This is a genomic window from Rothia sp. HMSC065B04 (assembly GCF_001812285.1).
Taxonomy (GTDB): domain Bacteria; phylum Actinomycetota; class Actinomycetes; order Actinomycetales; family Micrococcaceae; genus Rothia; species Rothia mucilaginosa.
On the sequence record NZ_KV808408.1, the window covers coordinates 687,061 to 707,396 of the forward strand.

The 20,336-nt window shown below is 56.2% G+C and carries 16 protein-coding genes and 1 tRNA gene; 4 read left to right on the plus strand and 13 right to left on the minus strand.

Features of this window, described 5'->3' with window-relative positions:
- Nucleotides 1-168: 168 nt before the first annotated feature.
- A complete protein-coding gene (locus tag HMPREF2845_RS05990; RefSeq protein WP_049355023.1) occupies nt 169-1,089 on the minus strand; it encodes a glycosyltransferase family 2 protein in 921 nt (306 codons plus the stop codon).
- Nucleotides 1,090-1,270: 181 nt separating this feature from the next.
- Between HMPREF2845_RS05990 and HMPREF2845_RS05995 the strand changes: the two genes are divergently transcribed.
- Together HMPREF2845_RS05995 and HMPREF2845_RS06000 are read left to right on the plus strand one after the other, a co-directional pair.
- The gene (locus HMPREF2845_RS05995) at nt 1,271-2,233 is read left to right on the plus strand and encodes an alpha-1,2-fucosyltransferase (RefSeq protein WP_049355022.1); all 963 of its coding nucleotides are present in this window, start codon (nt 1,271-1,273) and stop codon (nt 2,231-2,233) included.
- Nucleotides 2,230-3,198 carry a glycosyltransferase family 2 protein gene (locus HMPREF2845_RS06000; RefSeq protein WP_053089017.1) on the plus strand — a complete coding sequence of 323 codons (969 nt, stop codon included), beginning with the start codon at nt 2,230-2,232 and terminating at the stop codon, nt 3,196-3,198. The genes HMPREF2845_RS05995 and HMPREF2845_RS06000 overlap by 4 nt, the downstream gene beginning before the upstream one ends.
- A 100-nt stretch (nt 3,199-3,298) precedes the next feature.
- Here HMPREF2845_RS06000 and HMPREF2845_RS06005 read toward each other — a convergent pair whose 3' ends face one another.
- Genes HMPREF2845_RS06005 through HMPREF2845_RS06015 form a run of 3 tightly spaced genes read right to left on the minus strand, consistent with a single transcriptional unit; the run spans nt 3,299 to nt 7,208 of the window.
- The gene (locus tag HMPREF2845_RS06005) at nt 3,299-5,116 is read right to left on the minus strand and encodes an ABC transporter ATP-binding protein (protein WP_049355021.1); all 1,818 of its coding nucleotides are present in this window, start codon (nt 5,114-5,116) and stop codon (nt 3,299-3,301) included.
- Nucleotides 5,117-5,124: 8 nt separating this feature from the next.
- Nucleotides 5,125-6,198: an acyltransferase family protein gene (locus tag HMPREF2845_RS06010; protein WP_168167594.1), complete on the minus strand. Its 1,074-nt coding sequence runs from the start codon at nt 6,196-6,198 to the stop codon at nt 5,125-5,127.
- 35 nt (nt 6,199-6,233) lie between these two features.
- Nucleotides 6,234-7,208 carry a glycosyltransferase family 2 protein gene (locus tag HMPREF2845_RS06015; protein WP_070634160.1) on the minus strand — a complete coding sequence of 325 codons (975 nt, stop codon included), beginning with the start codon at nt 7,206-7,208 and terminating at the stop codon, nt 6,234-6,236.
- Nucleotides 7,209-7,526: 318 nt separating this feature from the next.
- Between HMPREF2845_RS06015 and HMPREF2845_RS06020 the strand changes: the two genes are divergently transcribed.
- Entirely contained in the window at nt 7,527-8,651 is a 1,125-nt protein-coding gene (locus tag HMPREF2845_RS06020; RefSeq protein ID WP_049346761.1) for an arsenate reductase/protein-tyrosine-phosphatase family protein, read from the plus strand.
- A 161-nt stretch (nt 8,652-8,812) separates the two neighbouring features.
- Here HMPREF2845_RS06020 and HMPREF2845_RS06025 read toward each other — a convergent pair whose 3' ends face one another.
- The 3 genes from HMPREF2845_RS06025 to HMPREF2845_RS06035 all read right to left on the minus strand — a co-directional run bounded on the left by HMPREF2845_RS06025 (nt 8,813) and on the right by HMPREF2845_RS06035 (nt 11,426).
- Nucleotides 8,813-9,793: a ribose-phosphate diphosphokinase gene (locus tag HMPREF2845_RS06025; protein ID WP_049346763.1), complete on the minus strand. Its 981-nt coding sequence runs from the start codon at nt 9,791-9,793 to the stop codon at nt 8,813-8,815.
- Between the two features lie 20 nt (nt 9,794-9,813).
- Complete coding sequence (gene glmU / locus HMPREF2845_RS06030; protein ID WP_049346764.1) at nt 9,814-11,268, minus strand: bifunctional UDP-N-acetylglucosamine diphosphorylase/glucosamine-1-phosphate N-acetyltransferase GlmU; 1,455 nt, start codon at nt 11,266-11,268, stop codon at nt 9,814-9,816.
- Between the two features lie 87 nt (nt 11,269-11,355).
- Nucleotides 11,356-11,426 (minus strand) — tRNA-Gln (locus HMPREF2845_RS06035).
- Nucleotides 11,427-11,658: 232 nt separating this feature from the next.
- On the opposite strand from HMPREF2845_RS06035, the gene HMPREF2845_RS06040 reads away from it, so the two are divergent.
- Nucleotides 11,659-13,488 (plus strand): ABC-F family ATP-binding cassette domain-containing protein, encoded by a 1,830-nt coding sequence (locus HMPREF2845_RS06040; RefSeq protein ID WP_070634161.1) that lies wholly within the window; start codon nt 11,659-11,661, stop codon nt 13,486-13,488.
- Nucleotides 13,489-13,647: 159 nt separating this feature from the next.
- Here the strand turns inward: HMPREF2845_RS06040 and HMPREF2845_RS06045 are convergent, their stop codons facing one another.
- From HMPREF2845_RS06045 to rsmI, 6 genes are all read right to left on the minus strand, one after another.
- Nucleotides 13,648-14,670 carry a GHMP family kinase ATP-binding protein gene (locus HMPREF2845_RS06045; RefSeq protein WP_070634162.1) on the minus strand — a complete coding sequence of 341 codons (1,023 nt, stop codon included), beginning with the start codon at nt 14,668-14,670 and terminating at the stop codon, nt 13,648-13,650.
- A gap of 68 nt (nt 14,671-14,738) precedes the next feature.
- Nucleotides 14,739-15,611 carry a 16S rRNA (adenine(1518)-N(6)/adenine(1519)-N(6))-dimethyltransferase RsmA gene (gene rsmA / locus HMPREF2845_RS06050; protein ID WP_049332986.1) on the minus strand — a complete coding sequence of 291 codons (873 nt, stop codon included), beginning with the start codon at nt 15,609-15,611 and terminating at the stop codon, nt 14,739-14,741.
- A 45-nt stretch (nt 15,612-15,656) separates the two neighbouring features.
- Nucleotides 15,657-16,478 carry a glycosyltransferase family 25 protein gene (locus HMPREF2845_RS06055; protein ID WP_070634163.1) on the minus strand — a complete coding sequence of 274 codons (822 nt, stop codon included), beginning with the start codon at nt 16,476-16,478 and terminating at the stop codon, nt 15,657-15,659.
- 385 nt (nt 16,479-16,863) lie between these two features.
- Entirely contained in the window at nt 16,864-17,742 is an 879-nt protein-coding gene (locus tag HMPREF2845_RS06060) for a glycosyltransferase family 25 protein (RefSeq protein WP_246824611.1), read from the minus strand.
- 451 nt (nt 17,743-18,193) lie between these two features.
- On the minus strand, nt 18,194-19,267 hold the full coding sequence (locus HMPREF2845_RS06065; protein ID WP_070634165.1) for a TatD family hydrolase: 1,074 nt from the start codon (nt 19,265-19,267) through the stop codon (nt 18,194-18,196).
- Between the two features lie 70 nt (nt 19,268-19,337).
- Nucleotides 19,338-20,276, minus strand: a complete 939-nt coding sequence (rsmI, locus tag HMPREF2845_RS06070) for a 16S rRNA (cytidine(1402)-2'-O)-methyltransferase (RefSeq protein WP_070634166.1) — start codon at nt 20,274-20,276, stop codon at nt 19,338-19,340.
- Between the last annotated feature and the right edge of the window lie 60 nt (nt 20,277-20,336).

Here is a 20,336-nt window from a genome sequence, read left to right on the forward strand (position 1 = left end):
TTTCACCTAGAACTTGAGGCAAAACATACCTACTGAAATTTTACAACGAAAGCAGGAGACGACACACTCGAGTGCACTGTGTCGCCTCCTACGTTCTATATGTGCCTTCTGTGATGTCGCGTTCAAAATCTTGCGGAACTACCGCTGTAGATTCCGCACGTTTCGCGTCTAGTTCTCGCGGCGCTCTGCCTTGGCGATACGCTCCAGCTCGGTGGCAAGGAAGCCACGAGCATCCACGTCCTTATTGCGCAGGCCGCGTACCGAGTTCACCAGGAAGTTCGCGTAGCTGGTAGCACGCAGAGCAACAGCAAGCTTCTTCTCCCAGCCCCACTTATCCGCATAAATGAAACGAGCAGTGGTCAGCCACTGTACACGACGCTCAGAAGGCGAAGATCCGCCACCCTCGTGGGTTACAGTCACCGAAGGAATCAGGTAACGATCCACACCAGCGTTCGAGAGGCGATACTGGAAGTCCACCTCTTCACTGTTCATGTAGAAACGCTCATCCATGCCACCAATGCGGTTGAAGGTCGCACGAGGAACAACCATGCACGCACCCATAACCCAGTCGACCTTCGCGTCCGAGGTGCCGGTGCAGGCCTCAACATCGTGGCCAACACCGCGGTGCCACCAGTTGGTCGGCTTGAAACGAGCCAGCGGAGTGAACCATTCCCACGCCACATGTGCCGCGGTGGGGAACTTGCGAGCCACCCACTGCTGCTTGCCGTCGTGGCCAATAATCTGCGGGCTAGCCAGGATCTCGCCGTGGCGTTCCACGGCTGCAAGCATACGCGAGACGAAGCTGTTATCCAGCTCCAGGTCGCTGTTGAGGATGAAAACCCATTCACCGGTCGCGGCAGCAACACCGGAGTTCACAGCCTTACCGAAACCACCGTTGACGGGGCGGCGAACCACGGTCACACCCTCAACCTCGGGGAAGGGGGTGGGAGAAACATCATCAGAGACAATAATCTCGATATCGGCGGGGTCAATGCCCTGCTGAGTACGCAGAGTGTCAATAATGGCAAGAACCGGTTCCGGCTCGCCGTAGAAAGGAATAACCGCAGAAACGCGGGGAAGGAAGGTCATGTATTACAATCTTTCTTGAGTGAGAGGGATAATAGAAACCACCGTAGCGGTGGGTGCTATCGTCTCTAGGATTATACAACTTCACTACTTTTTCAGCTGCACTTTTCGATTACCTATACAGGTAACAAATACTCACCCACTATCAACTCGCCATCTTACACATTCGAAAGGGGACTTTCTCGTGGATTCTGATATCCAACCCATCAATGAATCAGAAAGGGTCGCCGTATACACTGTTCAGCAACCCGCTTTCAAACGTGCTGTCACTGCAGCTTACAGCTCTATTCGCCATAAGTATTTGGGGAAATATATTAACCTTCTACGTCGCGGTGAAAAATTTATTCTCCTTTCCTACCCTATCTCCCGGGGAGGCAATTGGCTGTATCTATGGGCCCGCGCTGCGACTCTGCGCCATCACGGTACCGATAAAGCATCTTTGCTCTACGGTCCCGGTATGGAGGCATGGACCGAGGAATTCCCGAAACTTGCCTCTATTACGGCTCCTTTGTCAGAGTACACGTTCTTCACCCGCCGTAGCGGCTACTTCCCGACGGATATTGAGAAAGATATCAGCGAAGAAGATTTGCACTTTTTTATTCGCGAATATCTTCTTTCTTCAGAGGCCTTTAGTGAGCGCCTTGCAAGAATGCAGAATGTAGTGGATGAAAATTCTCTCGTCATTAATGTTCGCCGAGGCGATTACTATTCCGTGCCTCAAATTAGTGAGGTTTTCGGAATTGATACGGTGACCTATGTGGAGGAAGCACTGAAGAAGCTTCAGGATACCGTTACTCCTTCAAAAATTATTTTTGTATCAGATGATCTTCAGTGGTGCGAGGAAAATCTCTCACATCTGAGCTCAGTTGCGCCCTGCATTTTCGAAAAGCAGGGATCTGGCATGTTCGATGACCTGGCCCTTGTGGCTAGCGCGCCTTACCTGATTCTAACCAATACGACCTTCGGCTATTGGGGGGCTTACATCGGTGAGTTGTTAGCTCAGAAGGTTGTCCTTTCCCCTGATATTCATCAAGTTATTCCTGTAGACGATCGTGCCTATCAGAGCCGCCCAAAGATGCACCGCACTCATTGGGTTGCTGTGCATCATCCCGAAGGTAAAAACTGGATTACGGGTGAACTGCTGTGATTAACGCTCTTAAATCCCTCAAGCATCAGCTTTTCCTGCTAAAAATTAATCGTGATAAAAAACGCGAAGCGATTGAGCTCCGTGAGAGTGCTGAGTTTAAAGAGCGTTACGCTTCACTCAACAAAACATTTACCCACGCGGATCTCCCCTCTGGTCCCTTCATCTGGGGCATAACCATGGTGAAAAACGAAGCAGATATCGTCGAGCAGACGATCCGACATCTACTCAATCAAGGTGTGGACCATATCTTAGCAGCCGATAATGGCTCTTCTGATGGGACCTATGAGCTGCTGCTCGAACTCAGCAAGAATCTACCGGTGCACGTTATTCAGGACCGTGAGCTAGCCTACTACCAGTCAGAGAAAATGACTTGGCTTGCTGACCGGGTGATGGAAGCGGGCGCTGAATGGATTATCCCTTTCGACGCTGATGAATTTTGGTATGGTGTTTCTGCTCCGCTATCGGAAGTCCTACGCTCGCAAAAGGGTCATACTGTCGAGCTGACGAAGCTGTACAACGTTTTTCCCAGTATTGAAGGACCTACTCTCAGGATTGATCCAACTCCCCACTGGGATCTGAAAGTGTGTTTCTCACGCTGGGAGAATGCAGTTATCAAAATGGGCAACCATGAGGTCATTGCACCGGGTAAGCAGAAGCTTAATGAAGTTGCTATCATCCACTACCCCTGGCGTTCAAAAGAACAATTTACGCGCAAGCTACGTCAAGGGGCTAAGGCGTTGGAAGCCACCAATCTGCCTGAAGAGATGGGATACCATTGGAGACGTAATGGTGATATAACCGTTGAAAGTGCTACCCCCCTATGGGAAGCACTTTTGCGCGGCGAAGTTAACCATGAAACCGTCACTTGGCATCCAACTGGCCCTCTTACATCTATTGGCTCTTTACCTCAAGAGTTTAAAGAAATCGTTCATTTGCTCAAAGAAAAGACGGCTACAGGTATTTAACACGGATATTTCCAGACGGTAAAAAATACAACATAAACAAAAGAAGGGGCTCTCGTTCATGACGAGAGCCCCTTCTGCTTTAGATATGCAACCTATGAGACTAATCCGGCAACTGGCCCAGCTTCACCAGGTTAGCGAATTCAGCGTTGGCCTGCTGCACCTCCACAAAGGTACCTTGATTAGCAATCTGTCCCTTGGAGAGATAAACCAGCTGGTCAACATTACGAACCGTCGACAATCGGTGAGCCACGATAATAACCGTAATGTCCTTAGAAATACGCTCGATGGTCTTCGTGATCTTGTGCTCGGTCTCGTTGTCCAATGCGCTGGTTGCTTCATCCAGAATCAACACACTCGGGTTACGGTACAGTGCACGGGCGATACCCAGGCGCTGCTTCTGACCACCCGACAAACGGGTGGCGTTGTAGCCAATCTTAGTTTCCAGGCCATTCTCCAGAGAGTCGATAACCTCGGTCAGAGCAGCCACTTCGAGGCAGTACTTGACACGTTCCACGTCAATTTCCTCAGGCTTTAGTCCGAATGCTACAGCCTCCAGCACAGTGGAATCTGCGATAAAGACATCCTGGGGAACGTAGCCGATATGTTGGTGCCAGGAACGCAGGTCCTTCAGAATCGACTCACCATTCTGCAGCACCTGACCACGGGTCGGTGCAAAGAGACCCAGAATAAGGTCAATCAGAGTAGTCTTACCCGAACCAGAACCACCCACAAAAGCAATTGAGGAGCCCATCGGGATATCAAGAGTGATGTCCTTCAGCACAGGCTTATCACCGTCAGGGTACTGGAAGGTCAGATTATCAATCTGAATATTAACAGGCTCAATGCTCTTGTTGATGTAGTCGTGATCCTTCGGGACGACCGGTGCGGAGGGCATCTTGAACATACGCTCTTCAGGGGTAAGGTGTTCAAGCTCTTCCAGCAGTGTATCACTCGCATGTTCACCTGCACGGATGCTACCAAGAGAGGCAACCATACGGGTGTAGTTAGGCAAAATACGAATGCAGGCACCAGCAAAGAGAAGCAAATAGCCAGTGCTATCAGCACCTTGCGTAGCGCTCATAAAGGCCAAGAGAGCAGCAATACCAACAATGAAGATGATTTCCAAGGTGTACTTCGGGAAATCGGAGAGGAAAGCACTACGCATTGACGCATTAACAGAGTCAATTCGCTTTTCCTGGTAGCGGTAGGTGTAGCGTTCAGTCACACCGTACATGCGGATTTCACGGAAGCCCACTACAGCTTCGATAGCCGCGTCCAGCGCGCCCTTAGTCGCATTCAGTACGATGACGCCCTGTTCGCGGTTCTTGCGCTTGAGCACAGCCTGTAGCACGAACGAAGCCAGACCGAAGTAGATAAAGGCGAGAAGAGCAGGCACCGGCATAATGACTAGTAGCATTACCATCAACACAATAATTGACAGTAAGTCACCGATAAAGCCAAGCACACCGTTGACAAAGGTACCGTAGGCCTGACCCACCACATCATTTACGGAGTTCAGCACCGGGGCGGTACCACGCTTACGGTGGTCCAGGTAGGGCTCGCGCATGTAGCGGTTTAGCAGAGTCACTGAAACAGCGCTCTGCTGGGTGGCGATGAAGCCGAGGCTCCAGCGACGAATAATTAGGGAGAAGACACCCTTGAAAACAAATGCTGCGACGAGAGCCACGCCGAAGATAACAATTAGGGTGGGGGTATCCGGATCGCCGAAGAAGTTAGAAACTTTCAGGATGAAGCCTTCACGTGGGGTTCCCATAGCGAGGTTCACCAGAGGAAGCACGAGAGCCACACCAAGCATCTCAAAAAGCGATACCGCAAAGAGACCCAAAATGTTTAGTACCAAGAGCCTAAACTTTTTACCCGGGAAAAAAACCCGAATTTTAGAGTAAACACTCTTCACAATAAAACCTATACCTTCTGTGAATATTTTTTCACAATGAAACGATGAGCTGGACGCTCAATATAATAATGAGCCAGCAGCGCGAGAATACTCGCGATGATAAGAGAAACTACGACGTACACCAGACCCGTTATACCGCCGTGAGCGGATGCAGCCGAAGGTACCGATCGCACGTAAGCCAGCACCAGCTCATGCACCAGGTAGAATGCGAAACTTGCTTCACCAGCAACGACCCCAATCTTCCAGAACACGTTCTTTTCGCGAGGCTGAGCGGAACGTTGGATATCCCAGAGCCCCAATACAAGAATCAATACCGCCCAGACCGGTGCCAGTAGCAGGCCATGAGCCGTCTGTAGCAGGTAGAACTTCGAGCTGACGTACATGGCGCCGAGAGCTATAGCAATCATGGCCAAGCAGTGGTAACCGTGAATCACGGGAACGCGGTAACCATCACGCACCTTGAGAGCAAAGAGGCCCAGAGCCAGGCCGAGTGCGAACTCGCCCGAGCGCAGAAGTGGGTTAGCGTACACCACCACGTCCATAAAGTTCGACTGGGCGGCCAGAATATAGGAGACCGTTGCCATCAGTAGGAACCAGCCACCCAGTAGAGCAGCCTTCACACGGTAGCGCATACCATCCAGGCGGTTCAGTACGAACGGGGTCATGAGGTAGAAGAATGCCTCGCAGGAGAGTGACCAGCTCACCGCATTATTTGAGAAAATAACTTCCCAGGACGGTACCCATGCCTGCAACAGAACCAGATTCAGCAATGCACTCAGCGGGTTGAGGTCTCCAGCAGAGTTAGACACTCCGAACAGTAGAAGACCCAGCAACGCCACGCAATAGAAGAAGAGATGCAGAGGGTATACCCTCGCAAAGCGGCGAAGATAGAAGTTCTTCGCCCCAGCGTTCTTGTTATACGACCATGCCAACACGAATCCAGAAAGAATAAAGAAGAGCGAAACACCCACATAACCGAGGCGCGCACCCGGAAGCCAGTTAGCCCATTGAGTCCCGTGGATAACGTGGTACCCGAACACAAGAAGTGCCGCCGGACCGCGCACAGCAGTCAGAGAATCCAACATAATCCTGGATGCTGGGCGTACGGGCGCTGTCATTAAGCATCTCCCTTAGCAATCGAACCGTCTTCATTCCAGTAACGCCACTGTAGGAATTTGCCCCACACCATCGGCCCCTTAGCTACGAATTTAATACGCTCATCGGGACGGCCATGCGAAATGTTCTCCCATACCTCAGCAATTTCAGCATCGCTGAGCTTGCTACCCGCTTCCCAGTGAGGCGCGAAGTAGCTCAAATCCTCACCAGTACGACGGGAGGTCTCGGTTCCCACGCGTACCTTACGGGCAATCTGAGCAATGCCTCGGTACTGCAGGTGAACAATCTCAAGTCGCTGCTCAATATTGCCAAGACGGCACACATCGTGATTACCTGGGATGACCACAGCGAAGGGGTGAGAGCGGAAAGCACACTTGCCAGGGAAGGGGTAGGAAGCGTCCATCACCAATTCGGTGTCCACGATGTTCTCAGGCGAATCAACGGTAGGTACAGTGTGGTGGAATCCTGCATAGTAGATGCCCATGTTATCGGGTGCGTTGCGCAGGAAATCACCAAGCTTCTCATCCTCCGCATACCAGAATTCGTCACCATCAAAAGGAATAATCCAGCGAGCGCCACTACGCCAAGCCAAGTGCGAAAGATAGGTTATCTTCTCAGACTGAATATGCCGGTCGCAGTTATCTTCAGCAAAGATAAGTCGCGAATCCTCGTTTGCTCGCTGACGCAAGTACTCACGAGTACCATCAGTCGAGAGGTTGTCAGCGACAATAATCCGATCAATTCCCTGGGCAAAAAGATGGTCGAGCACAGAGGGCAAAATATCTAGCTCGTTCTTAACGACAGAAACAGCCCACACTTCCTGACGAGGACCTTTAAGACGCGGTGCAGGAAGGTTATGGACTTTGAGAAAACGAATGGCTTCAACCTGATCTCGCCAGAGTTTAGGGGTGTTTCGCCGTTTAAAGGAATAACTAAGCTGACCCAATTCTGAGCGGATTTTTGAGAGAAGGTTCATGATGCCTTTCTCGACCCGTCACAAGATATAGACGAGCCCATGAGTTTGAGGAGTGATGAGTAGATGCTAGCCATAATTCTAACACGCAGGCTTTCCTCGCCCTCAGAAAGTTTTCTGTACTTTAGGTCATTTTTCGTTCGAGAATACTCAATAGTTACGTCAACATTATGTACATCTGTAGGGTATTCGCCACACGCAGGAAAAGGAACCGTTGAAGGTGCAAGTAACTCGGTATGATAGATACTATTCATTCAACCAACCCGACACTTCCGGCTTCCCTGTTCACTGTTGGGTACGTCAATTAGAAAAGGCTTTTTGATGGGCATCTTCAACATTAAGTCCCTCAAGGACAAGTACGCGTGGGGGTCCTCCGAGGACAAAACCAACTCCGCAGAAACCGCCGAGGAGCACCCGGCACCCCCCGCTTCTTCCTCCGCGAATATTGCCGATGGAGTCCGTTCCCTCATTAAGAGCAACCCCGAACTGGCAGGCAAGAACCGCCGCGGGGTAGCCGGTCGTACCATCACCCCCGACGGTTCGCTCCGCGAAGCCATCGAGGACTATAAAGATCACTCCCCCACCAAGGTAACCGTACAGGAAGTCACCCCGGAAGAAGAGCTCAGCGCCGACGGCACCGCAACCGTCTCCGCGCAGCCCCTCACCCACACCGATATCGAGGCTACCCCCGGTGACATTCTCGACGTAGACGAAAAGCCCGCAGGACCCAACATTATCCGCGTGGGTCAGCGCAACGCGCCCACCGTTGATGCCGAAGAGCTTGCCAACCCCGAAGAAGCCAACAGCCAGAATACGCAGGCTTCCCGCCAGACAACGAAACCCCGCAGCGAACGCCCCTCCCTCTTCAAGTTCTCCCCCAGCACCCTCAACCAGGCTGACAGCACACGTAAGGACGGCCCCTTCGAAGCGCTCTTCGTGTGCACCGGCAACATTGCCCGTAGCGCATCCGGCGAGGTCATCTCCAAGCACCTTGCCGCCGAGTACGGTCTGGAAGACAAGTGGATTTTCGCCAGCGCAGGCACCGGTGCCCTCGTCGGCCACGGCGTCTACGAACACGTGGCCAACGAACTCATTGAGCGCGGCTACAACCCCGAAGGTTTCGCGTCCCGCCAGCTCAACGGCCAGATTATTGAGAACGCCACCATCATCCTGGTGGCTGAGAAGGTGCATGCCGACTGGATTGTGCGCGAGTGGCCCCAACACCACTCCAAGATTAAGCTGCTCAAGCAGGTTGCACGTATCCGCGAAGATGCTCGCCGCGCCGAACCGCTGTCCTACCTCTACTCTTACGGCGCCCGCCCGCTTGATACCGACAAGCTGGAAGACCCCTACCGCCGTGGCCCCGCAGCCGCTAAGGTCGCAGTGGACGAGGTGGAGCAGTCCCTGCGCGTGATTCTGCCCTGGCTCGCACAGGCACACCGCTAAGCGCACACCGCTAAACATACGAGGCTAAATACAGCGCTAACCCGGCTGGAACAGATATCTGCTCCAGCCGGGTTAGCTTTAGCCTCTATAACTCAGCCTCAATAGCAGAAAGTCCCCCGCCGACAGTAGTCAGAGGGGGACTTTCGTTAGGCTTTAGAAGCTTAGTGATCGAAAATCTCGGTCACAGAGCCCTCGTCGAAGACCTCGCGGATAGCGCGAGCGATCAACGGAGCGATGGAGAGAATAGTCAGGTTATCGAACTGCTTCTCTTCCGGCACGGGCAGGGTGTTGGTCACGACGACCTCCACAGCACCGCACTGGGACAGACGCTCAGCAGCCGGATCGGACAGAACCGGGTGGGTTGCCGCAATGATAACTTCCTTCGCGCCCTTGTCCATGAGGACCTTCACAGCGCCAGCAATGGTGCCGCCGGTGTCAATCATGTCGTCAATCAGCACGCAGGTACGACCCTCAATGTCACCCACAACAGTCTTAGAAACAGCCTGGTTGGGGACGTTGATGTCGCGGGTCTTGTGCACGAATGCCAGGGGCGCGCCGTCCAGCAGGTCAGCCCAGTGCTCAGCCACACGGACACGACCGGTATCCGGGGACACAACGGTCACGTTGGACAGGTCGTCCACGCGGTCGCGGATGTGCTTAGCCAGAACCGGAATCGCGAACAGGTGATCCAGCGGACCGTCGAAGAAGCCCTGAATCTGCGAAGTGTGCAGATCCACGCACATCAGACGGTCAGCACCAGCGGTCTTGTACAGGTCCGAAATCAGACGTGCCGAGATAGGCTCGCGACCCTTGTGCTTCTTGTCCTGACGAGCGTAGGGGTAGAAAGGAGACACCACGGTAATGGAACGAGCGGATGCACGCTTGAGCGCATCGATCATAATGATCTGCTCCATGAGCCACTCGTTGATGGGTGCCGGGTGCGACTGAATCACGAAAGCGTCCGCACCGCGCACCGACTCCTCAAAGCGAACGTAGGTCTCGCCGTTGGCGAAGGTGTATGCGGAGGTGGGCAGCAGGTCGTGATCAAGTGCCTGTGCAATCTCCTCGGCAAGCTTGGGGTGTGCTCGACCGGAGACCACTACAAGCTTGCGCTCACCGGGGTTGGTAATCTCGCTACTCATGGTGTTGTTCTTTCCTCGAATTAGGATTCTGCCGGTTCCTGCGCGCCAGCTGCCTTAGCAGCCTCGGCGGGTTCGGTACCAGCACGGTTCTTCAGGACCCAGCCTTCAATGGTCCGCTGGGAAGTCTCAGAGTAGGCGAGGGCGCCCGCAGGAACATCCTTACGGATCAGCGCGCCCGCGCCGGAGTAGGCACCGTCACCAACGGTAACGGGTGCAACGTAAATGCCTGCGGAGCCCATGCGAGCATGAGCACCAATGACGGAACGGTTCTTCACCAGACCGTTGTAGTTCGCGAAAATCGAGCCAGCACCAATGTTCGCGCCCTCACCGATGGTGGCGTCACCAACGTAGGACAGGTGCGGGATCTTTGCGCCATCGCCAATCTGCGAGTTCTTAGCCTCGCAGAAGGTGCCGAGCTTAGCGTCCTTGCCCAGGGTGGTACCGGGGCGCAGGTACGCGAAGGGACCAACAGTTGCGCCTTCGCCGATGACAGCACCGAAGCCGTGAGCGCGGATGACGGTAGCGTCAGCCTCAACAGTCATATCGGTCAGGGTGGTGTCCGGGCCAATAGTCGCGCCGGTAGCAACGGTGGTAGAACCGTGCAACTGCACACCGGGCAGCAGGGTTACGTCGTTCTCAATGGTGACGGTGACGTCAACCCAAGTGTTCTCAGGATCAACAATGGTCACGCCGTTACGCATGTGAGCCTCAAGGATGCGGTTGTTGAGCATACGACCCAGCTGAGCCAGCTGCACGCGGTCGTTAGCGCCCTCAACCTCCCAGCGGTCCTCAATAGCCAGAGCGGAGGTACGGTAGCCCTTAGAACGAGCAATGGACAGAACGTCGGTAATGTACTTCTCACCCTGTGCGTTGTTGGTGGTCACCTCGAGCAGTGCCTCACGCAGAACAGCGGCGTCAAAAGCGTAAATACCGGAGTTAATCTCGGTAATTTCGAGCTCTTCGGGGGACGCGTCCTTCGCCTCAACAATAGCGGTCACTTCGCCAGCCTGGTTACGGACAATACGACCGTAGGCGCCGGGCTCATCAATGTGAGTAGTCAGAACGGTTACGGAGTTCTTGTCTTCCTCGTGGAAGGCAATCAGTTCGCGCAGAGTCTCGGGGCGAAGCAGAGGAACATCGCCGTAGGTCACCAGGACGGTGCCGGAGACGGGTGCCTGCGCATCCAGAGCGCTCAGACCGACCTCAACAGCGCGGCCGGTACCCGGAATCTCATCCTGATCAACGATGGTTACCTCAGGGTCAAACGCAAGCACATGCTCAGCAACCTTATCGCGCTGGTGGCGCACCACAACAGCAAGACGCTCAGGATTCAAATCACGGGCAGCGGCGACAGCATGCTCCACCATGGAACGACCACCAATACCGTGCATAACCTTGGGGGTAGCGGACTTCATGCGCGTACCAGCGCCTGCAGCCAGAACAATCACTGCAGAGGGTGCCAGTTCAGTATTCACTGGGAAGACTCCTTAGACGAGGTTGTAAGAGTGAGGAGTGAGCGCGGACCGCCAACTCTCTATCAACGGTGCCGTTGAGTGCTTACGCTCCGCCACTAGGACTCGAACCTAGACAAACGGCTCCAAAGGCCGCTGTGCTGCCATTACACCATGGCGGATTATCCATACATCACCGATGAGTCCCCCGAAGGTCATCACCGTCGTTAGCCGCCATTTTGGGCACAGAACAGCGCAATGCAGGAAATGCTTTCCTCAGTTTATCAAATATCTGCCCTCAACCTCGCCGCGCACCCAGGCAAAACCCCGCGGCATTTCTCAACACTGATGTAGCCCCTCATCAAAGCTTGGGGCGCTACTTGAACCGAAGACTCACCCTGTACCCTAGAAGGCGTGGCACATCTACTTGGCGGCGAATCGCTGCACCTCGAATTCCCTACCCGAACCATCTTTGAAGGCATCACCGTCGGTCTGAACGAAGGCGACCGCATCGGTATTGTCGGCCGTAACGGCGACGGCAAGTCCACCCTCATGAAGATCCTTGCCGGCCGGCTCGAACCGGACTCCGGCCGCGTCACCGTGCGCGGCGGCACCCGCATCGGCTACCTCGACCAGTCCGACGTACTCGACGACGACCACACGGTCGGCTACGCGATTGTGGGCGACACCCCCGAATACGAGTGGGCGTCGCAGGCGCGCATCCGCGACGTTATCTCCGGTCTGGTCTCCGACCTGCCCTGGGATGCACCCGTTTCTTCACTCTCCGGCGGTCAGCGCCGACGCGTAGCGCTCGCCTCCCTACTCGCGCAGGAGTGGGACGTGCTCATGCTCGACGAGCCCACCAACCATCTGGACGTTGAAGCCATCACCTGGCTCGCCAACCACCTGAAGTCCCGCTGGGCAAAGAACGCGGGCGGCCTCATGGTTGTCACCCACGACCGCTGGTTCCTCGACGAAATCTGTACCGACACCTGGGAGGTGCACGACCGCATCGTCGAGCCCTTCGAGGGCGGCTACGCGGCGTACATCCTGCAGCGTGTGGAACGTGACCGTCAGGCAGCCGCAGCGGAGGCGAAGCGTCAGAACCTGATGCGCAAGGAGCTCGCCTGGTTGCGCCGCGGTGCGCCCGCACGTACCTCCAAGCCGAAGTTCCGCATTGATGCCGCCAACGCCCTTATTGCGGACGTTCCGCCCGTACGTGACACTGTGGAGCTGAAGAAGATGGCGGTCTCCCGCCTCGGCAAGGACGTGGTCGATCTCGAAAACGTTTCCGTCGTCTACGACGATCCAACAATGCCCGGCGGCAAGCGCCCGGTGCTGAAGAAGGTCACCTGGCGTATTGCCCCCGGCGAGCGCACCGGCATCCTGGGTGTGAACGGCGCGGGTAAGTCCACTCTGCTTTCTCTGGTGACTGGCGACCTGAAACCGACCGAGGGCCGCGTCAAGCACGGTAAGACCGTGAAGATTGCGACCCTGACCCAGCAGCTCGATGAGCTCAACGAGGTCGCCAACGACCGCGTCTCGGATGTGATTGGCCGTAAGAAGCGTAGCTACATTGCCGATGGTAAGGAGCTGTCTCCTTCGCAGATGCTGGAGCGTCTGGGCTTTACGAGCGCGCAGCTGTCTACCCCGGTCAAGGACCTTTCGGGTGGTCAGAAGCGTCGCCTTCAGCTCATGCTGATTCTGCTGGATGAGCCGAACGTGCTAATTCTCGACGAGCCGTCCAACGACCTGGACACCGATATGCTCGCCGCAATGGAGGACCTGCTGGACACCTGGCCGGGTACCCTGCTGGTGGTCAGCCACGACCGTTACCTCATGGAACGCGTCACCGATCAGCAGTACGCCGTGATTGACGGTTCGTTCCGTCACCTGCCCGGCGGTGTGGACGAGTACTTGGCGCTCTCTGCAGCCGGTGCTGGCGGTTCTGCCGCCGGTAGCGCGCAAGCGCGTGCCGCCTCCTCGGCGCAGGCTTCTGCTGAGCCGGATACCCCGAAGGTCTCCGGTGCCGAGCTGCGTGCGGCGCAGAAGGAATCCGGCGCGATTGAGCGCCGCCTCGCCAAGCTCGCAGCAGAGCAGGAGAAGCTCTCCGAGCAGATGAGCACGCACGACGCCTCGGACTACGCCGGTTTGGCGGCGCTCGGCGAGCAGCAGCAGGCACTTCAGGATGAGATTGACGAGCTAGAAATGCGCTGGCTCGAACTCTCCGAATTGCTGGGCTAAGGTCTATAGACATAGAAAAATGCCGGTTCTAGATTCAATCTAGAACCGGCATTTGTGTATATATTCACCCCTCCGCAACAGCGGTAGCTATCGGCTTGAGCGTACTTCGCCATGTAATCTGCCGTCTTCGCCGTGGATGTCAAAACAACAGTGTCTTTACTAATGATGCAGAACCGCACTGACCGCACTCACAGCGTGGTTGCCCGTAGCGCGAAGAGCGGACGCAAGAGCCTCCGCCCGAGCCTGCGAAGAAACCAGCAGCAGCACCGTCGGACCGGAACCGGACACCAGGGACGCATACACGCCCTCGCTATCGCGCAGGTTCAGGGTCTGTTCAAGCTGCGGGGCGCAGGACAGCGCTGGAGCCTGCAGGTCGTTACGGAGCAGCGGCGCCAAGGAGGCGAACGCCGCCTCCGAACCGTCATAGGAGCTCAGTGCGGACAGAAGCTCTGCAGGTTCCACCAGCTCACCGGAGGCGGGGTACAGACCTGCGGCGCGGCCGGCATCCAGCTGCTTGAACACGCTGGGGGTGGAGAGGCCAAACTGCGCGGCAACAATCACCAGGTGCAGAGGTTCCCGAGGCGCCGCAATATTCTGCAGCTCGGTACCGGTCCCCTGCCCCAGTGCGAGGGCCTGCCCGAGCGCGGCACGCACGCTGAAGGGAATATCTGCGCCCAGCTGCGCGGCAAGACGTTCATATTCCGTCTGGGTCAGTTGCGCGCCGGTGCGGCCGGTTGCGTGCAGGTAGCGGTCCGTGGCGATGAGAGCCGCCGCCGCATCCGCTGAGCCGCCCGCCATGCCGCCAGCCACGGGCACAGCCTTCGCAATATGCAGGTGCAGTGCCGGCGCGGATTCAACGCCGTGCCCAGAAATACCGTGTTCGGCAAGAATCAGCTCGGCGGCACGGTATACGAGGTTCCGCTCGTCCATCGGCACGTCGACGGGATCGAACTGGCCAGCCTGCATCTGCTGATCTACCAGGGAGCCGGGCACAATATCCATGCTCAAGCTCAGCCCCGATGCCTGCCCCTCAGAGACCGTGATGGTCTCCATCAAAGAGACCGCCGCAAAAAGCGTAATCAACGGGTGGTAGCCGTCCGGACGAACATCCCCCACGGCAAGGTACAGATTGACCTTACCGGGAGCATCAACCGAAATAGCGACCTGGGAGGCGGTACTCATCAGCGCATACACCTTTCGCGCGGGAACTCGCGTGAGAACGTCAGTGAAAAATTTAGAGCGGGAAGAAGCTACTCCGCTACAGGCTCAGCCGGGACAGTCAGCGAAGCCTCCGCAATGCGGATAAAACCGTGAATATCCAGCTTCTCGCCGCGCTCCGTCGGAGCGATACCGGCAGCCACCAAAATCTGCTCCGCACGCGCACCCGAGCCCGCCCAGGAGCTCAACGCAGCGCGCAGAGTCTTACGGCGCTGAGCGAAGGCCGCGTCCACAATCGTGAACACCAGGTCACGGTCAACGGTCGAGAGAGGCTCCTCGCGCATACGGAAACCCACCAGGCCCGAGTTAATCTTCGGTGCAGGCCAGAACACGTTCTTGCCAATCACGCCCGCCTTATAAACCTCGGCATACCAATTAGCCTTCACCGAGGGCACACCGTAGATCTTCGAACCCGGGGTGGCCGAAAGACGGTCGGCAACCTCGTCCTGAACCATCACCAGGGCGTGACGGATACTCGGGAACTGCGCAAACAGGTGCAGAAGCACCGGAACCGCCACGTTATAGGGCAGGTTCGCCACCAGAGCATCCGGAGTGCGAGGCAGCTCGGTGACCTTCAGGGCGTCCATGAGCACCACGTCAATATCGCCTGCCTTCTCGGGGCGGAACTTCTCAATCGTGTGCGGAAGCTGCTGCGCCAGCGGCGGGTCAATCTCAACCGCCACCATATCCTTCGCAGCATCCAGGATCCCGAGGGTCAACGAACCCAGGCCCGGGCCGACCTCCAGCACCGTCTCCTCCGGTGAAATCTCTGCCGCGTTGACAATACGACGAATCGTATTGGGGTCAATCACAAAGTTCTGCCCAAGAGTCTTCGTCGGACGAATACCGAGCATCTCGGCAAGCTCGCGAATCTCAGCAGGGCCGAGCAGGGGCAGATCGTTCACAGCGTTCCTTCACATAGGTGGATGGTGGGGAGGTTACAGTTTAGATTACCGCGAGAAACGCTGCTTTACCTCATCAAGAGTGGCTTCCAGAGCGTTCTTAGCGTTCGTAATACGCTTCTTCGGAGCCAACGCAATACGCACTCGATCCAGAGGACCAGTACCGTGCTGGAGGCTATTCACCTTATCCAGATGACGCTTACCGGACTCTAAGATGACGCTACTACCCTCCCAGCCACACAGGCCCGGCTGCACAAAACGCACATCCACACCCCACTGCTGGTACAGCTTGTAATCATCAGCCACAGTACCCGGCACCTTATCCTCAAACTGCTTAAGCAACAGCTCAGCACCCGAACGGGAAATCAAATACAAGCCGGTGCAAATCAGAGGCCAGCCACCGTAGGGCTTGCCCATACGGTACTTACCGTGCACAAAAGGAGACAGCAGAGACAGGCGGATGTATTCCACCTGCGGGTTCAGCTTGCCGGCATCATTCGCAAAAGAATCGCTAAGGTTCACCAGCTGCACCTGCGGGTACTTCGTGATGATTGCGTTCACCACCGCCTCAGCATCCGGAGAAAGAAGGATGTCGTCTTCGGCAATCAGCGCCCAGTCGGCGTCGCTCGCAACAAAGTCACGCCACATCTTCACGTGGCTGAGCATGCAGCCCTTCTCCGCGGGGCTGGGGTCGCGATGCCAGCGGCTACGGAAAAACTCAACGTCAAATTCTTCATCAGTGACGTGATTATCACGGTTATCCACCGCAGAATAACGGACAAAATCCTGCACAGGTGCGCCCACCGAATAGAACGATTCAAAACGGTTCGCGCCGTCCAGGCCCAGAACATACTTCAGAATCTTTGCCATGTTTTTCCCTTCAATAACTCATCCAGAAGACCTAAGCAGTAGAAGATCGCGTCGGTTAATGATGAGTTTTCAGAACTTCAGACCACCTGCACAACAGAGGGGTTCATCAATCTTAAAAATCAGTGCGTAAACGGCAGGGAGTCTGAAATATTGAGCGTGTGATAAATACGCACACCGCAGTGCAACGTAAAAAGAATTCTATCATTCACCATGCGCCAATCTCAGGTCTCCGCAGGTTAAAACGCGATATGGCACGCGTCGTACTGGTGCACAGCAAAAATCCCCTCCCTACCGCAGATACACGATGGGGAGGGGATACTAGACAGGCAGAAGACCCACATATTTACATTTTTATGTGATGACAGTAGCCCAATCCGTCTCTGGGTTAACGTCCCAGGCGCTGCTTCACATCATCAATGGTGGCTTCCAGAATGTTCTTCGCGTTCGCAATACGCTTCTTCGGCGCCAGAGCGATGCGCAACCGGTCGATAAAACCGGTGCCATGCTGCGTGCTCTTGAGACTTTCCAAGTGACGAACGCCAGAAGTTTGAATGAGGCTGGTACCTTCCCAACCGCACAGGCCGGGCTGCACCAAATATACGTCCACTCCCCATTCTCGGTAGAGGGAATAATCATCAGCAACAACGCCGGGAACCGTCTCGCCATAACATTCTACGAGTCGTTCAGCCCCAGAACGCGAAAGAAGATACAAGGCAGCACCATACAGAGGCTTTGAACCATAGGCACTACCCATACGGTACTTGCCGTACGCAAAAGGAGAAAGCAACGAAAGACGGGGGTAATCAACCTGCGGGTTGAGCTTGCCAGCTTCAGAAGCGTAGATATCACCCAGGTTAACCATCTGCACGTGAGGATACTTTTCGATAATCCTCTCCACTACAGGCTGCAGGTCAGGGGAAATGAGGACATCGTCCTCTGCCAGCAAAGCCCAGTCGGCATCTGAAGCGAGGAAGTCCTTCCACATGTGGTAGTGGCTCAAAGCGCAACCCTTTTCGGCAGGCCTCGGCTCTTTACCGTAACGAGTCAAGAACAGCTTGCTATCGAATTGTGCATCAGTGACGTGATTATCACGGTTATCCACCGCAGAATAACGCTGAAAACCTTGAGCGGGTGCCCCCACCGAGAAGAAAGAATCAAACCGGTTAGCGCCGTCCAGTCCCAGAACGTATTTCAGAATTTTTGCCATGAATTTCCCTTTGCTTGGCGCACCCATACGGTCCTGATCTGAAACGACAGAAGCCATGCATGAGTACCGAGTATTGACTTGGCACCGACAAACACAAAGCACGCCGAAAATATGCGCGCACGATAACAAAATGCCTAGTCAGTGAGTGATGAATTGTATGTATAAAAATACCCTATCACTCATGTGAAGATAGTACCCAACAATTGGCGTGCAGCCCCCTGTTATGTCTCGCACGTTACACGATACCTCACGCGCTAAAGCTGAAAATAACTACAAAAAAGCCCCTCCCTGCCATACATATATGACAAAGAAAGGCTTTCTCAAAGATGCTTACTTATTTCGCCTTGCCCAGACGTTGCTTCACCTCATCAATGGTGGCGTCCAGGGCGTTCTTTGCATTCGCCACCGCCTCAGCATCCGGAGAAATAAGGATGTCGTTCTCAGTAATCAGAGCCCAGTCAGCATCCGAGGCGACTCAGAGTAGCTCTCCGCTACAGGCTGTACGCACCTACCACTGACCGTAAACCCGCTCCGAATTCTCACGAATACGACGGCAGAGCGCCTCCAGCTCCTCACCGCGATGAGCCGCCATAAAACGCACCGTGTAGTTCGTCATGTAGGACGCATTCGGGCGGCCACGGAACGGATGCGGGGTCAAGAACGGTGCATCCGTCTCAGCCAGAATCAGCTCCGGGCGAGCCATCGCCAACGACTCCTGAATACCCTTCGAGTTCTTGAAAGTCACGGTACCAGCAAAGCTCATGTACCAGCCGCGCTCATTGCAGATCGCCGCAAGCTCCGGGCCACCCGAATAGCAGTGGAACACGGTACGTTCCGGCGCACCCTCTTCATCTAGAATCCGCACAACGTCCTCGTGCGCGTCGCGGTCATGAATCTGCAACGCAAGGTTGTGCTTCTTCGCAATGCGAATATGCTCACGGAAGCTGTAGTGCTGCGCCTCCATGCCTTCCTCGCCGGTGCGGAAATAATCCAGGCCAGTCTCACCAATAGCGCGCACGCGGTCAGCGGTGGCGAGCTCGTCGAGGGTGGCGAGCGCCGCCTCCAACTGACCGGCTGCAGCCAGCTCGGGAGCGGTGTTGGGGTGAATCGCAATGGCGGCGAGGACGCGCTCATCAGCCTGCGCGGCGGCGACCGCGTACAGGGAGGAGGGAATATCGCATCCGACCTGCACGATAGCGGCGATGCCGAGCTTTTCGCCGGCGTCGAGTGCGTCGCGGGCGCTGATTTCTACTTCGCCGTCGAGCAGGTCCATGTGGGTGTGGTTATCCACGATGGGGTACGGCAGCGGCTCGGGGGCGGGCGGGAAGACCAGATTGCGGCTGCGGCCGTTCTCGCCGGTGGTGGAGCGGCGGCGGGTTCCTTCTCCGCCTTCGGCGTCACTGATGCCGGTGTAGAGTTCCGCCTTATAGGGCGCAGGTACTTCACCGGGGACAGGCACCCAGCCGTTAGGCAGAGCGGTTGCCTGGAGCGCCGCGGGGGTGGGCAGGGTGTAGTTCGCCAGGGCGGCGAGGGAGTTCAGGTACTCCTGGGTGATTTCAGGACCGGGATGGCTCTGACACATTGATAAATCCTCGGGATAAAACTGCAGGGTAAAGCTGGGGGGGGGGGTAAAGCTGCGCGGTGATTCTGAGTTATTCGGAGCGGGCAGCCAGTGCCGCCTCGTACAGGTCACGCTTGGAGGTGCCGGTCTCAGCGGCGACAGCGGCGCAGGCGCTCTTGAGGCGCTCGCCGCCCGCTACACGCTCGAGGACCAGTTGCACTACGTCCTGTGCTTCGGGGGTTTCGGGGGCTTGTGCGCCCTCGACAATAATGACGATTTCGCCGCGGACGCGTTCAGACTCAGCCCATTCGGCAAGCTCTGCCAGGGTACCGCGTCGAACCTCTTCGTGGAGCTTGGTTAGCTCACGGCTGACAGTTCCGCGGCGGTCGGCGCCGAAGGTCTGCACGAAGTCAGCCAGGGTTGCGGCGGTGCGATGCGGGGATTCGTAGAAGATCATGGTGCGCTCCTCCCCCGCCAGCGATGCGAGGCGGCGGGTGCGCTCGGAGCCCTTGCGGGCGAGGAAGCCTTCGAAGGTGAATCGTCCGGTGGGCAGACCGGAGAGCGCGAGCGCGGTCAACGCCGCGGAGGGTCCGGGCACCACGGTGACGGGCAGGTCGGCTTCTGCGACGGCTGCGGCGGCAACGTAGCCGGGGTCAGAGATGGTGGGCATGCCCGCATCCGAGAGCAGCAGCACACGTTGACCGTCCTGTACCGCCTGCACGATGGTTTCGCTACGTTCTTCTTCGTTGTGGTCGTGGTTGACGATGACGCGGCCGCGGGTGCGCACGCCAAGCCCGGAGGCGAGGGTGCGTAGCTTGCGGGTGTCCTCGACGGCGATGAGGTCTGCCGTGGCGAGTTCAGTACGCAGACGGTCGGAGGCGTCGGCAAGGTTGCCGATGGGGGTGCCGCCGAGGATGAGCACGCCGCCTTCTTCAGAGGTGACAGTAGCGTCAGCGGTGTCAGTCTCGGGTGCCTCGACCGTTTCTGAGGGGTCGACAATCTCTTCGGTGTATTCTGCGGGTGCGGTCATGGCAGGCCTCGTGTCTGTGTCTGGTCTTCGTGTACCCACTAAGTGTAACGCCCGCGCTCA